The following is a 13903-nucleotide window of genomic DNA, read 5'->3' as shown; positions in this document are numbered from 1 at the left end:
TCTATCAGCATAGTCCCTTTCTGCCTTCCGTACCATTAACGATACCCGCCTCTTTGTACGATCTTACGATTGTGGCAAAATTTTTTAGAAAGAAAAGACACCTGCTGCATTTCTGTGCAAGTGCCTCTATGTAAGATAGTTTTATCCGTATTTTTCGTTCAAAAAATCTGTCGGCGAATAGCCGGTTACCTTTTTAAAAACACGGTGAAAATAAGCCTGGTCACAAAATCCCGTCTGCTCGGCAATTTCGCGAACTGTTATCGACTTGCTCAGCATCAAATCCTTGGCAACCGAGATCCGCACATCATGAAGATATTCTATCGGCGTAAAGCCGGTCACTTGCTTAAATAAACAGGATATGTAATTGGGTGTTTTACCACTATAATCCGACAAATCCTGCAGCTTGATGGATTCCTGATGATGATTGTGGATATAGTTTTTGATATCGGAAACGAGCTTCAATTTCCGTGTGCCAAGCTCCCTGTGATCCAGGTCGCTGTTGATCATACTGAGCATCTCGAGCAGAATCGCATAACAGGTTGTGTCCAGATAAGGCCCCTTCATCTGCCAATGATGGGTTAACTGCGAGAATCTCAGCTTGAAATACGCGGAATTTTGAATTTTCATTTTAAAGCTCTTTTTCTTGTCCAGTATCGGCAGCAGTCCTTGATCGGCTCCTGTCGAACTAAACACCGTTGCATATCTTTGATGGTATTCAATAGCTGCTCCGCTGCGCAGCGAACCCTCCGGAATGTACAAAATATCACCCTGCTGCAGCGGGATTTTCTCATTATCAACCCAATAAATCAATTTGCCGCTTGTAATAAAAATCAGTAAATCATGAGTGGTTACGGTGCGATCCATCCTCCAGCTGCTGTCAAGCTCCTTCACATAACATGAGTGCAGGTTAAACATCCACATCCGCCTCCTTGTATTATCACTTTAATTGTAAACGTTTTCCAAGGGAATTCCAGAGATTCGTTTCGGACGATAGGGTAATAAATTCGGAACTTACAACACATAGATTCAGTCATGATACAACAAAAGGTGGTGTCCATCCTGCAGCACAACATCTTTACCTCACGGCAGGCTGCTCGTCAAAGGAGATCGGGATTTGCAGGCTAACCTGAGTCCCTTCATTCTCGATGCTGTTAACCTCGATGCCGTATGACTCGCCAAAAGCAAGCTTGATTCTGCGCTGGATATTCAATAAGCCGAGCCCTTTTTCCGTGGAAAAGCTCTGATCGATATCCGCCGCTTGCAAGCGTCGGTGAAGCTTGTGAAGCTCTGCAGCAGGTATTCCCTTGCCATTGTCGGCAATTTCAAAGCGTACCACATTGTCCGCCGTCACCCAGCCCTTTATGGTCAAAATCCCTTTTCCGTGCTTCCGTTCCAGTCCATGATAGATCGCATTTTCAACAATCGGCTGCAGGATCATTCGTGGAATTCTCATCCTGAGGACGTTGTCTTCGATGCTGATGTGCTCACTGAATTTGTCAGTAAATCGGATGGTCATGATACGCATATAATCCTGAATGCAATCCATCTCATTGTTGATTTGGACAAAATGATCCTCCTTGATGCTGTACCTGAATATTTTGGCCATCGCTGTAGCGATCTCCACAATTTCCATCACCCGGTTGGCAAGCCCAATACTTCGTACACATTCCAACGTATTATACAGAAAATGAGGATTAATCTGGCTTTGCAGAGAAGCTAATTCAGCCTGCTTTTTGGCTAATTCCATCTGATACAACGAAATGCTGGCTTCCAGTAATTGCTCATTCGCTTCGTCAACCCGATCCAGCATCCTGTTGATTTCAATAGCCAAAAAACCCATTTCATTGCCGATCGACATTTTCAGTCTTTGCTTGCCGTCATTGTTCCCGATAAAATTGACAAAACGTATAATCCGCCCAAAGGGCAGCGTCACACTGCGGATAAACAGCAGGCCCATCACCAAAATAAGCAGTGTCATCGCCGTGCCGATCATAAAACCGCTGTTGCGGATAGCTCGCAGCTCGTCGGTCATTTCGTTAATCGGAATCATGCTGACAATTTGCCAATCCAGAAGTTCAAGCTCGTTGATTTGAACATGGTTCAGCTTCTGACGATATTCCACCTGATGCTCCCTACTGTCGCTTTCCATGCCTCCAAAAATCGATTTATCAAAGAAAGTGCCTTTCAGCGAGCTTTCATCCGCCGTAACAATGTGAGATTCATTATCGAGAATCATCAGTAATGAATTGGGTGTGTTCTTAATATTCGTTATTTGCTGGTCCAAAATTTCTGTTTTATAAATGACAATACATTTTCCCAAATCGGAAACTGTGCTGTCACTGTTTAGCGTCGAAGAAATCGAATGATAAAAGAAGTAGGCGGGCCGCTCCATTTTTTCACTATTAAATACTTTTCCGAAAAATTTCGTTTGCGAACGAAAAACAGGCAGGCTGTATTTCTTCTCAAACTCCTCAAGCACTATGTAATCCTCGGGGTTTAAGGCACCGAGAATATTGTTGTTTTTATCCACGATCATAATCGATTGAATATTTTTGTTGGAGGCTTTAATGCCAGACATAATTTCAACAACGATCTTGTTTAATCGCAATCTGTAGATCGGGTCATCCGAGCTTAAATAGTCATGTGTCATCGTGTTGTAAGAGGAGGCCAGGGCAGCATCCTTAATATCCTGTGCATAGGAAATCACCTTTTCCTCCACCTGCTTCAAGATTTTGGAGGTATGTACATTTTCCTTGTCCTCGGTCAGCCCGTAAAATTTGGAATAGTAATAAATTTGCAGTGAAAATATCATTAGCGTGGATATGCCGACAATGAGCAGCAGCTTGTGCATTAAAGTCATTTTTGTTAATAATCTCATGCCTGATCCCCCTGTAGGCTCTTGCGGTAGCCCGTCGGAGTCATGCCAAACCTTTTTTTAAAAACCTTATTGAAATAATTGCAGTCTTTATAGCCTACTGTCCGGGCAACCTCGTGTACCGATAAATGGCTTTCCTTGAGCAGCTGTTCGGCTCTATTCATACGCAGACGGGTTACAAATTCGTTGAAGGTAGATTTCGTAGCCTTTTGAAATAAATCACAGCAATACGTGTAGTTGATATAAAATTTGTGCGAAAGCTCCTTCAGATACAGCTCATTCTCATAATGATGATTGACATAGTCCAGCAACTGTTTGAAATTCTCATTGATGAGCGGGCTCGGCGCAGCATTCTCGGCTTTTGGCTCCAATTCTCTTGCCGCGACTTCTTTGGGTGGAAGCACCGACTCCAAATGGTGGCTTAACCGCTCCAGCAAAGCATCCGCCGCATCGAATTGAAGCGGTTTCAACATATAGTCAAAGCAGCCCAAGCGAATCGACTCCTGTGCATAATGAAAATCAGCCGCTCCGCTAATAATAATGAACTCTGCTTTGATCCCCTGCTCCCGGCTCAGCTTCATCAGGTCTATCCCCGTCAGCTCCGGCATCCTGATGTCCGTCATGACCACATCCGGCTGCTGTTTAAGGATGGTGTCGTAGGCCAACAAAGGATCGGTTGTATCCGCTATCACCACAAAACCGAAATCGTCCCATCTGAACGTATTGAGTATGCCTTTAAGCACCCAAGGCTCATCATCTACAATTAAAACGCGATACATAGCTTTTCTCCTTTCGCAACCATAAGGTACTTTGGATACTCATTGTACCATTCTCGACTGATCAACAGAATTAAAGGCGCCTTCAAGCTCATTCTACTTGAGGATTCATCCAAGCGTAAAGGACAGCATGAAAAAAATCACAGTCATTTGACTATGATCATCTCATTTTTTCCTCTTGGATTACTTGATGCTTGCGTTTTGTATCAGCTGGCTGTATCAGACAAAGGCGTTACATGTCGGGTTAATGCCCAAAAGAGCAGCGCTAAGGCGCTGACCGCGGCACCCAGCAAGCATACGGCGATCCAGCCTGCATGTGCGTACACGAAGGTTGAAGCCACCGAACCCGCTGCACTGCCGATGGAATAAAAGATCATATAGCCCGCTGTAAGGCGGCTGCGCGATTCCGGACGCACGCTCAAGATCATGCTCTGGCTGGTCACGTGCACAGCCTGCACGGCGAAGTCCAACGCGATTACTCCAGCAATTAACGCTAACAATGAGTGCTCGGCCAAGCCGATTGCCAGCCACGATCCCAGTAATACGACAAGAGCAATACCCGTAGTTCGCTGCCCTAACCCACGATCTGCCAGCTGTCCTGCTCGCGCTGCCGCTAACGCTCCTGCAGCACCTGCTAGCCCAAACGACCCGATTGCGGTATGTGACAGTGAAAGTGGCGGTGCACTGAGCGGCAGAACGAGCGAAGTCCACAAGATGCTGAACGCCGTAAAAATCAGCAAAGCGATCACAGCACGGATAAGCAGTACCGGTTCCTGAACAAACAGCATGAACACCGAGCGCAGCAATTTGGGATACGATAACGCCGCTGTCATTTTTCCCTGGCGAGGCAATACCCGGAGCATCACACAAGCCATCACCAGTGTTAATGCCGCGGAGATCCAATAAACCGCACGCCATCCGGCAAGATCGGTCCATACACCGGCAAAGGTACGCGCCAACAAAATACCGATAACTACACCACTCGTCACCAAGCCAACAACGCGTCCTCGATCAGCGGGCGCAGCCAGAGTCGCCGCATATGCGACAAACACCTGTACGACTACGGCCAGTAACCCGATCACAGCCATACCCAACAGCATAACAACACTATTAGGCGCACAACCCACCGTTATGAGTGCAAGAACAGATATGAGCATCATGGTGACAACCAACTGGCGTCGATCCAGTAGATCGCCAAGCGGTACCAGCAAGAAAAGTCCCAGCGCGTAACAAATCTGAGTAATCGTAATGATAATCCCAATCGACGAATAAGCGATACCGAATTCGTTAGCTATCGTGTCAAGCAGTGGCTGCGCAAAATAGATGTTGGCTACAGCCAGCCCACAAGCAACTGCCAACAACAGCGTAATGGAGCGTGAAAGGGATGGAACCATACCTGAACCGGATTTAGTTGACTCTACAGTCGTTCTGGGTTCTACACCGCATGAATCCTTGCCAACAACTAACGCTTGTTCATCAAGCTTTTCCATGTGCTAACACTCCTTTAAATACAAACCATTAATTCATACTGATCAGTATGTTATGATAGTGACTAATATATAAGTTATCATTTATGATGTCAATGGATTTGACAGTAACTTAAGAAAATAATAAAATCATATTATACTGATCGATATGAAAAGAGGGTTCCACATGGTACGTCTCCGTGAATTTGATGAGCACAAGGCATTAGACGCAGCTATGCAAGTATTTTGGGAGAAAGGATACGAGGCTACCTCATTAAGTGATTTGACTTCTACAATGGGGATTCAAAGACCCAGTATTTACTCGGCATTCGGGAATAAAAAGGAACTATTTGAAGCTGCACTTCGAAAATACACCCAGTCCCACGCTTCAAGTGTGAGAGCTCAACTTCAAAAGAATCCATCGGTCAAAGCTGCAATTCGTTCCTATTTTGACAATCTGGTGGCAAAGGAATACGAAGAGGCGCCTCATCGCGGATGCTTTTGCATTAATACGATGGTCGAGCTTGCTCCTCATGATGCCAAATTTGAAATATTGACCAGAGAGCATCAGATGTATTTGTCCGCCATATTTCAAGAAACGATCGAACGTGGCCAACAATCGGGTGAGCTCGATCCAGCTGCGAACGCAACCGCTTTGGCGCAGACACTTGTCGTATCATTAATCGGACTTACTGTGCTTATGAAATCACGTCCCAATCGTTCCTTTATTGACAATTCCGTGGAATCCATCCTTACTTTGCTCCATTAACCTGTTAGGATTGTACAATACAAAAAACCTCCCAATGGAGGTTCGATGAACGGACTGAAGTTAACGCACCGAAAGCTGACTTAATAACATGAATAGATCCTCTCGATTAAAAAAACCATCCTGATTAACATCGATTTGCAGAGCAGAACTGCTCATCGTACGTACGATATCGTCCACACCAATACGATTATCCAGCGTCAGATCAAGTGCTTTGAAGGTAATGACAGGTCTGGAAGGAATCGCATTATTCAATTCATTATTGCTCGTTTTGAACGCTCCGCTTTGTGATGAAAAAGCAACCAGAGTTTCATTCAACAATACAGGCGAGGAAAATGTTAATTTGATCGTTTGACGACTGGGATCTGTCGAATCATAGACGGCATGAGTTACTGGAATTGGAGCTGCATTGACGATAACTTGAAATTTGTCCGGCTGCATGCTGTACGTCACATCCAGGACCGAAGATAATTTTAATGTTATCGTATTTCCCGCTGCGTTGCCAAAAGCAGATAGTACGCCCACGTTCTTCACGTCCGGAATTAAGGCCGCTTCTAACGTTACAATAGCTGCTTCTGCCGCTGTTAATTTACTCAGATTCGTGACCAGAATTTTTTGGCTCACAGTGAGATTCGTATAGGTGGCTCGGGCCGCAACAATAGCTGGCTTGTCCGTTAATAAGACAGCTCCCTGGAGCGGCAATTGTTCGATCTGCGCTTCCAATGCTGAGGCTGCTATCTGATCGGCTGCGGCTGCTTCCAGTGTGACCATTGCTGCTTCCGCCGCTGTTAACCTGCTCAGATTCGTGACCAGATTTTTTTGGCTCACCGTAAGATTATTGTAGACGATACGTGCCGCAACGATAGCTGGCTTGTCCGTTAGTACAACAGCTCCCTGGAGCGGCAATTGTTCAATTTGCGTTATCATTGCAGAAGCTGCAATCTGATCGGCGGATTGATGCAAGAATACTTCAAGCTCTACAAGCCCGGTAGCATAACCGCCCGTGTTGGTAAATACTAATCTTAATTGGGTCGATGTCACTGTATCAAAATTCACTATATTTAAAGTGTTCTCCGGTGTTGCCACGTTATCTATAGCGGCGGTAGGTGTTTCTGGGGTCTTTGTTTGATTTGCCGCTTCTACCCAACTATTACCATTCCAATATTGGACAAGATAGCTCGCTGGAGGGATCACACCGCCTCCGTCATTATAAAAGTATAATTTAGCTTGATTAAACGTAGTAGGTGACCCAAAATCAATAGCCAACCAATCCGTTTCACTGCCGGTATAATAGCTGGTCCATCTGTCACGTGGTTCATTACCTTTGAAGTAAAAAGTGCCATTAACGGCGCTCCATACATTGTCACAGCCACAGGTGTAGGATGCTGTAACCTCGGGATAACCTGTCTGACTCGGATTTAAAGCAAGATTTGGTTCACTTGCTGCATTAACGAGGTTTGATGCAAACACAACGGACAGCATAATGGCCATTATTACAAATGCAATCATTACTCCTTTGTTCACAGCTGAAATATAAATACCTCCATCCATAGGTTTGATCATAACATAGTTGTTACTCGGTGAAGTTGAGTGGAATCTTGTTCACGAGCGTTGAGTACATGATTGAACAGTAAGGAAAGCAGCTTCCGTGTCGAGCGAATGCCCATCCTTTTCATAATATTGGCAAGATGATTTTTGACCGTTTTTTCACTGATTACGCAATACTCGGCAATTTCACGATTGGAAAAACCATGTACAGCAATCAATATGAGAATTTCCGATTCCCGCTGCGTAAACTGATTACAATCCAAAAAATCCTGCATAGCGGGACCTATTCTCTGAATCTGGAGCTCATTCAATATCTCATATTCCATACCGTCATTTTCATGAGATTTTCCGTTGCTCATATGACGATTTCCTACTATCCATAGGGAGGAGCTTCACCTGTTCAGGCTTGCCTCCCCTTATTAAACCGATAAGCAGACATAGAGTCGAAATTAGAAGAACGCCGCCAAGTACATTCCATAAAATCAGAAACATGATCCATGCCTCCCTTAAATTTCTATTTTCATCTGTAATTGCTGAACAGGTCCCCAGCTTATTACTTTCCTCCGGCATAAATCCCGGACCTTTTGACCTACACCTTATAAAGGCACAAGCATCTTTGGGAGACAATACCTAATTAAACACCTATATCTAACCTAGTCTATCATACTCTTCTATTATAGATGATTCTAATGGCCTAACCCAGATGAAGAAATTCACTAAAAAATCAGTATTTTGGTCATATCTCGACATTATTTTCTAAATAATATGACTTAAGTCATGTTTATGGTAAAATAAAGTCATTAGATATTTCACTTCATGTGAGGGTATGCCATGGATACACAATTAAATAGAAACCTAACTTTCATCTTGACTGCAATTGTACTGGCAGCATCCGTCACCTTACTGCTCCATACGACTAATTTTTCTATTGGACTCTGTTTGCTAACTTGTACTTTTATCGCAGTCGTCCTGTTACGGGATTATATCCTGAAGGTCGATCTGCACCGAAGGACTGGCGTTCTATTTTTAGTTTCTCAGCAGGCTTTAGCACTTATCATATGGGTAGTTTCTGAGGATTTTTTTGCACAGGCTTATGTTTTGATTCTCATAGGTGAATTTACTTTTTATCACTCCAGAAACCGTTCGCTTATTTTTACGATAGTGAGCTATGTCTGCTGTTTGCTGAGCCTTTGGATTTTCAAACAATTCCCCCCTTACGAACAAATTTTCTTTACTTTTCCTCGAATCATCGAATACTTCGCCATTTTTGGAATGAGCTTTCTTGCAAAAATTGCTTTTCAGCAAAAAAATCAATTGGCCCGAGATAATGAACAACTGCGAATCGCCTCGATTGAGTTGGAGCGCAAAGCCATATTACAAGAACGAACACGAATATCCCGTGAAATTCATGACTCGGTTGGGCATACGCTGACATCAGCGCTAACAGGATTGCAAACAGCCTCACATGCCATCGGGAAAAACCATTATTCGCTTGCACTTGAAATGATCGATAGAACGAAGGACAACATCCTCAGCGGTTTGGATGACGTACGAACCTCAGTACATCTGTTGCGTGAAAACCTCCCGAGCCACCCGTTCATACCTGAGCTTATGGGGTTAATTGAGGAAACCGAAAAGCTGACAAACGTGGAAATTGCATGCGAAATTGATACTACGATTCCAGAATTGTCGCCCATGATCGAGCTAACGATTTATCGTGCGCTGCAAGAGGGCATAACAAACGGAATTCGGCATGGTGCCAGCACCTTGTTCCAGTTCTCATTAACATATGACTCTACGTACATCCGTTTTATGTTAGCCGACAATGGCAAACCTCCACTCCAAATCGTTCATGGCTTTGGCCTGAGCGCTATGAATGAGAGAGTTGCAGATGTTGGCGGCAAGCTTGCGATTTCAAGCCACAATTTGGCTGGTGGTGTCACGTTGGAAATAACGATCCCCTATCAAGCAAAAACGATCGAACGGAGTGAGCAACTTGTCTAAAACAACCATCCTTATAGCAGACGATCAACCTTTAATCCGTGATGGTTTGGCGGCCATTCTAAGTATGGAGGACAACTATGCCGTAGTAGCCAAGACAGGTGACGGAATTGCCACAATAGCACAGGTACAACTGCATCGTCCTCAGCTGGTATTGATGGACATCCATATGCCGAAGCTGGATGGATTGGAGGCAACCAGACAAATCAAATTGCAATTTCCTGAGATTAAGGTGCTGATATTATCAACCTTTGAGGATGAAGATTACATATGGGAAGCGATTCGCCATGGAGCAAGCGGCTTTCTGGTCAAAGGCATTGAGACTGAGAAGATGCTTTCTGCGATTCAGGACTGTATGGGAGGGAGAATCAATTACCCTTACAGCATTCAGCAGCGACTTGCCCGGATGCTCCATGCCTCCGAGCAGCATAAAACCCGATCGTCACAGGACAATATGGCACCAGCTTACACTGATCAACAGCACGATGAAAAGTTGAGTGGCCTGTCGATCCAGGAGCGCAACATTTTAAGGAATCTAAAACAAGGCAAGTCCAACCAAGCTATCGCTTCAGAATTGTTTTTGACAACCGGTACCGTAAAAAATTATTTGAGTACGATTTACAAAAAGCTGAAGGTTTCCAGCCGTTCTGAGGCCGTCGCTTATCTTCACGAAAATGATCTTTAATGAGTTCGCATTCATATCACAGGAGTCTCGGATTAAACGTGATTCCTGAGCCAACGCTCCAAGATCTGATTTAGCAATTGACGTGGCCCTTCATATCCCTTATTATTTTTATGATAATGATAACCATTATCATTTTTTTATGTTCGTTACGGCCATTCACTTTTTCAGAGGAGAGACATTTATGCTATCATTACTGAGATCTGCCCGTAGTCCGTTGCTGCTTATAGTATCGATTATTGTATTATTCGTAGCAGCAGGCTGCGGAAGCAATACTCAACAAACGTCCCCAGTCGCAGCCACACCAGCTCCATCACCAGCCGCTTCACCCCAGGCTGAAGCCCCACGGGTAATCAAACATGCTATGGGCGAAGAAACCTTGACAGGTACACCTAAACGCGTTGTTATTTTGACTAATGAAGGAACAGAAGCACTGCTTACAGTCGGCATTAAGCCGGTTGGCGCCGTCAAGTCCTGGTACGGAGAACCCTGGTATGATCATATTAAAGCCGATATGAAGGATGTCACTGTGCTAGGTGATGAATTACAACCAAATATTGAACTGATCGCCAGTCTTAAGCCCGATTTAATTATTGGCAATAAAGTCAGACAAGCCAAGATTTATGATCAATTGAAGAACATTGCTCCTACCGTATTCTCCGCTGATTTATCAGGGGATTGGAAAACGAATGTTAGGCTGTATACAGAAGCTGTGAACAAGAAAGCCGAAGGCGAGAAAGCTATAGCAGCATTCGAAAAACGGGTTGAGGAAGTAAAAGCCAAGCTCGGAGCTAAGGCTGCTACCCAAATATCGCTAGTACGCTTTTCCGCTGCAGAGGTACGTATGTATCAAAAGCAAACCTTTGCGGGTCTGCTCTTGTCTCAGCTTGGATTTGCCCGCCCTGCTCCCCAGGATAAGGACGCCTCATTTGAAAAAATGACCAAGGAATCGATCCCAAGTATGGATGGCGATGTCCTGTTCTATTTTGTAACTGAAAATACCGGTAAAACAGATGCAGCCACTGTGGCCGATAATTGGTTAAAAGACCCTTTATTCAAAAACTTGAACGTGTCCAAAGCCAACAAAGTCGTCAAAGTGAATGATGTGATCTGGAACTCGGCTGGCGGCATTCAAGCGGCTAACCTGCTTCTGGATGAAATCGTAGCTTATTTTGAAGTGAAGTAAGCAGCCTCATATTGGTAATAAGAAATGAAAAACCTCTCCAGCCGCCCAATCTTACGATCAGGGGGTGAGAGAGGTTTTATTATGGTTAGTCGATTATTGCCCACGGTTGTACGTCCGTAGTGATTACTTCACCTGAAGCAATCGCCTGCTGAATCATCAAACCGAGGTATTGATCCTGCGACGCTTCCCGCAGCCCATAAGAACTTGGGCCACCCGCCGCGTATTCGGCCATTCTGGCCAAACATGTTGCAATTGCGATTTCATCATCATTCAGACGCGAGCCCACAAAAGGGTTATGGTACATCCATTGATCTCCGGCCATGATCCCTTGCAGGAAATAGCCTTCCAGGTTGCCGTTTTCTCCTTTATTAATCCGTTTGAAATCCAAATATTGCGGTGTCGCATAATCAGCCAGCACATTAATGCGCTGATCTACAATCTCTCCCCGCTCGCCTCTTACACTGACCAAATTGGAGCGAACCCACGACCTGTATTGATCATTGCAAAAGTCATAAACGCCAAGCTTGCCATCCTCAAATTCAAGCCATGCCAGATCCCGTTTAGACGGAATGAGCGTTTCTTCCGTTGGAGGGCCGCTTCGTGTCGGTCCGCCCATCAGCGGTGTCTCATGCCGCATCGCACGAATCTTGACCTGCCCATAGCCGGCTCCCAGCAGCTTACGCATCAGATTCATCCCATGATAATCATGGGCAGTTGATACATAAGCTTCCGAAATAGTACCCAGTCGTCCCGATTCCACAAAAGCTTGCCTTGCCGCATGGAGCGGCTGATCATGATACTGCTCGGCGACCTGAATACGGGCTCCGCTCAGTGTAAGCTCATGCAGCCTGAGCAGTCCATCCACATCCTGGGCAGGTGGCGTTTCCGTCAAAGCCGGTATGCCGCGCTCTGTCAACTCAAACAGGAAGTCCGGACATACCGTACGCGCTACAGATACGACAACAAAGTCCTGCTGCTCCTTCTCCAGCAGCTCTTCCAGAGTACGATAAGTATGTACGTTCCATTCCTGCTCAATGATTTGTCCTTTGTCCGGATCTCGAACAACCAGACCCGACACCTCAAAGCGTTCAGGCAATTCTTTGGCAATGCGCAGGAATGCTTGCGTGCGGAAGCCGCCGCCAATGATACTGAATCTAGCCTTTTTCCCCATTGTTCGTAACCCTCCCTTTACAATTGTAATGCGGTGTTTAGTTCAAAAACAGCATCAGCGGATTCAGCTGGGCTTGCCTGATCCCTTCAGCAGCCAGCTTGGCAACTTCAATCGCGCCCCGCTCCTGAAAATGCGTATTATCAGCCGCACCCGATGGGTGGTTCGGAAATTCGCCGGGCACCGACCATAGGAACAGCCTTTTGGATCGTTCCGCACCATAAGCCTCATAGAGCTTTCGTGTTTTGTCGGCAAGATCAATAACCGGAACCTGCTCGGCCTCACCCAGCTCCTTGACCGCTTGCAAATACTCTCCATGCGTGTTGATAATCAGACCATTCTCGTCAAATATACGACGATGAACCGCTGTGACCAATACAGGTAACGCGCCTCGTTCACGTGCGCCGTCGATATATAATTTTAAGTAATGCTTATAGGTGGTAGCAGGCTCGGTACGCCGTTCCAGGTCCGGCTTTTGATCGTTATGCCCAAATTGGATAAACAGATAGTCGTTCGGACGAATAAGCTGCAAGATGACATCCAAGCGCCCTTCATCGATAAAGCTTTTCGAGCTGCGACCCGATTTGGCATGATTGGCTACCGCGGCTGAAGCATTCAGGCAGTGCGGCAGCATCTGTCCCCAGCCTGCATAGGGATAACCCTCGGCCTCCTGATCCGTGACAGTAGAGTCACCTGCCAGAAACACGGTCACAATCTGGGAGGACATTGTAATCTCTAATGCATTTACCCGCGGCGCAATACCTGAGAATGCCAGAATGAGCTGCCCCCCGCTTACATGTACAGCGAAGCTGCGCTTGATAAATTGACCTGCAGCGGTTTGCAGACGATGAAGCAGCAGACGGCCCTCACCCGATTTTACCGTTGTCTCGGTAGCTGTTAAGGTATCGCCGACCATCAAGGTGACATGATAATTGCCGTCAGGGACATCGACGATAAAAGCCGTATTTAAAGGAATGCAAAAATCTCTCCGCTGGCCCCAAACCAAAATCAAACTTAAAAGCTGATCCCACAGTACGTTTCCTCGCCATCATCTAAATTTACTGCTGCATGCCCCGGTTTTTTATATACTCAAGCCTGTGCTCTGCAATAAGTCGTTCGGTTTCCACCGGATTTTCAATTTGAAAAACAACCTGTTTAAACTCATGATCCCTCAATTCGAGCACAACCACATCATTATGATTTTCATAGGATATAAAGCACCAATGACCATCAATCAAAAACCGACCCTCTCTCACATCAGCGATCGAAGTACCAACACGAAATTGAAACATGGATAACTTAAAATCTCTGACCGAAACCTGAATGATCTCGGTGTACGGTATTTCAACTCTGCGTCTTAGAGCCCCCACACTCGTTAATCCGGTTAAATGCAAAATCAGCATATCCTTCGTAAATTCGACAGATCTTGACATAT

At 45.3% G+C, this 13903-nt stretch carries 13 protein-coding genes; 4 read left to right on the top strand and 9 right to left on the bottom strand.

Annotated features, from left to right (window positions below):
• Positions 1-141 precede the first annotated feature (141 nt).
• From NST47_RS11090 to NST47_RS11075, 4 genes are all read right to left on the bottom strand, one after another.
• Positions 142-915, bottom strand: a complete 774-nt coding sequence (locus NST47_RS11090) for an AraC family transcriptional regulator (protein WP_341155189.1) — start codon at positions 913-915, stop codon at positions 142-144.
• Between the two features lie 160 nt (positions 916-1075).
• Positions 1076-2878 (bottom strand): sensor histidine kinase, encoded by a 1803-nt coding sequence (locus tag NST47_RS11085; RefSeq protein WP_341155188.1) that lies wholly within the window; start codon positions 2876-2878, stop codon positions 1076-1078.
• Positions 2875-3654, bottom strand: coding sequence for a response regulator transcription factor (locus NST47_RS11080; protein ID WP_341155187.1), 780 nt, complete (start codon positions 3652-3654; stop codon positions 2875-2877). Before NST47_RS11080 ends, NST47_RS11085 begins: the two co-directional genes overlap by 4 nt.
• Positions 3655-3857: 203 nt before the next feature.
• The gene (locus NST47_RS11075) at positions 3858-5141 is read right to left on the bottom strand and encodes an MFS transporter (RefSeq protein WP_341155186.1); all 1284 of its coding nucleotides are present in this window, start codon (positions 5139-5141) and stop codon (positions 3858-3860) included.
• Positions 5142-5304: 163 nt separating this feature from the next.
• Here NST47_RS11075 and NST47_RS11070 point away from each other — a divergent pair, with 163 nt between their 5' ends.
• The gene (locus NST47_RS11070; RefSeq protein ID WP_341155185.1) at positions 5305-5886 is read left to right on the top strand and encodes a TetR/AcrR family transcriptional regulator; all 582 of its coding nucleotides are present in this window, start codon (positions 5305-5307) and stop codon (positions 5884-5886) included.
• 60 nt (positions 5887-5946) lie between these two features.
• On the opposite strand, the gene NST47_RS11065 is transcribed toward NST47_RS11070, so the two are convergent.
• On the bottom strand, positions 5947-7392 hold the full coding sequence (locus tag NST47_RS11065; protein WP_341155184.1) for a discoidin domain-containing protein: 1446 nt from the start codon (positions 7390-7392) through the stop codon (positions 5947-5949).
• Positions 7393-7442: 50 nt separating this feature from the next.
• Positions 7443-7790, bottom strand: coding sequence for a response regulator transcription factor (locus NST47_RS11060; RefSeq protein WP_341155183.1), 348 nt, complete (start codon positions 7788-7790; stop codon positions 7443-7445).
• 472 nt (positions 7791-8262) lie between these two features.
• Here NST47_RS11060 and NST47_RS11055 point away from each other — a divergent pair, with 472 nt between their 5' ends.
• The 3 genes from NST47_RS11055 to NST47_RS11045 all read left to right on the top strand — a co-directional run bounded on the left by NST47_RS11055 (position 8263) and on the right by NST47_RS11045 (position 11300).
• On the top strand, positions 8263-9435 hold the full coding sequence (locus NST47_RS11055) for a sensor histidine kinase (RefSeq protein WP_341155182.1): 1173 nt from the start codon (positions 8263-8265) through the stop codon (positions 9433-9435).
• Positions 9428-10117, top strand: coding sequence for a response regulator transcription factor (locus NST47_RS11050; RefSeq protein ID WP_341155181.1), 690 nt, complete (start codon positions 9428-9430; stop codon positions 10115-10117). Before NST47_RS11055 ends, NST47_RS11050 begins: the two co-directional genes overlap by 8 nt.
• Before the next feature lie 181 nt (positions 10118-10298).
• Positions 10299-11300, top strand: coding sequence for an ABC transporter substrate-binding protein (locus NST47_RS11045; RefSeq protein WP_341155180.1), 1002 nt, complete (start codon positions 10299-10301; stop codon positions 11298-11300).
• Between the two features lie 85 nt (positions 11301-11385).
• Here the strand turns inward: NST47_RS11045 and NST47_RS11040 are convergent, their stop codons facing one another.
• Genes NST47_RS11040 through NST47_RS11030 form a run of 3 tightly spaced genes read right to left on the bottom strand, consistent with a single transcriptional unit; the run spans position 11386 to position 13901 of the window.
• A complete protein-coding gene (locus NST47_RS11040; protein WP_341155179.1) occupies positions 11386-12471 on the bottom strand; it encodes a Gfo/Idh/MocA family protein in 1086 nt (361 codons plus the stop codon).
• A 37-nt stretch (positions 12472-12508) separates the two neighbouring features.
• Positions 12509-13474: a rhamnogalacturonan acetylesterase gene (locus NST47_RS11035; RefSeq protein WP_341155178.1), complete on the bottom strand. Its 966-nt coding sequence runs from the start codon at positions 13472-13474 to the stop codon at positions 12509-12511.
• 52 nt (positions 13475-13526) lie between these two features.
• Positions 13527-13901, bottom strand: coding sequence for a hypothetical protein (locus NST47_RS11030; RefSeq protein ID WP_341155177.1), 375 nt, complete (start codon positions 13899-13901; stop codon positions 13527-13529).
• Between the last annotated feature and the right edge of the window lie 2 nt (positions 13902-13903).

The sequence above is a fragment of the Paenibacillus sp. FSL H8-0034 genome (assembly GCF_038000305.1).
Taxonomy (GTDB): Bacteria; Bacillota; Bacilli; order Paenibacillales; family NBRC-103111; genus Paenibacillus_S.
Note: the sequence above shows the minus strand (reverse complement) of the source record. Positions and strands in the feature narration are given on the sequence as shown.

Coding starts and splice junctions, on each gene's coding strand:
- NST47_RS11090 (WP_341155189.1), bottom strand. CDS start 915: ATGTTTAACCTGCACTCATGTTATGTGAAGGAGCTTGACAGCAGCTGG.
- NST47_RS11085 (WP_341155188.1), bottom strand. CDS start 2,878: ATGAGATTATTAACAAAAATGACTTTAATGCACAAGCTGCTGCTCATT.
- NST47_RS11080 (WP_341155187.1), bottom strand. CDS start 3,654: ATGTATCGCGTTTTAATTGTAGATGATGAGCCTTGGGTGCTTAAAGGC.
- NST47_RS11075 (WP_341155186.1), bottom strand. CDS start 5,141: ATGGAAAAGCTTGATGAACAAGCGTTAGTTGTTGGCAAGGATTCATGC.
- NST47_RS11070 (WP_341155185.1), top strand. CDS start 5,305: ATGGTACGTCTCCGTGAATTTGATGAGCACAAGGCATTAGACGCAGCT.
- NST47_RS11065 (WP_341155184.1), bottom strand. CDS start 7,392: ATGATTGCATTTGTAATAATGGCCATTATGCTGTCCGTTGTGTTTGCA.
- NST47_RS11060 (WP_341155183.1), bottom strand. CDS start 7,790: ATGAGCAACGGAAAATCTCATGAAAATGACGGTATGGAATATGAGATA.
- NST47_RS11055 (WP_341155182.1), top strand. CDS start 8,263: ATGGATACACAATTAAATAGAAACCTAACTTTCATCTTGACTGCAATT.
- NST47_RS11045 (WP_341155180.1), top strand. CDS start 10,299: ATGCTATCATTACTGAGATCTGCCCGTAGTCCGTTGCTGCTTATAGTA.
- NST47_RS11040 (WP_341155179.1), bottom strand. CDS start 12,471: ATGGGGAAAAAGGCTAGATTCAGTATCATTGGCGGCGGCTTCCGCACG.
- NST47_RS11030 (WP_341155177.1), bottom strand. CDS start 13,901: ATGTCAAGATCTGTCGAATTTACGAAGGATATGCTGATTTTGCATTTA.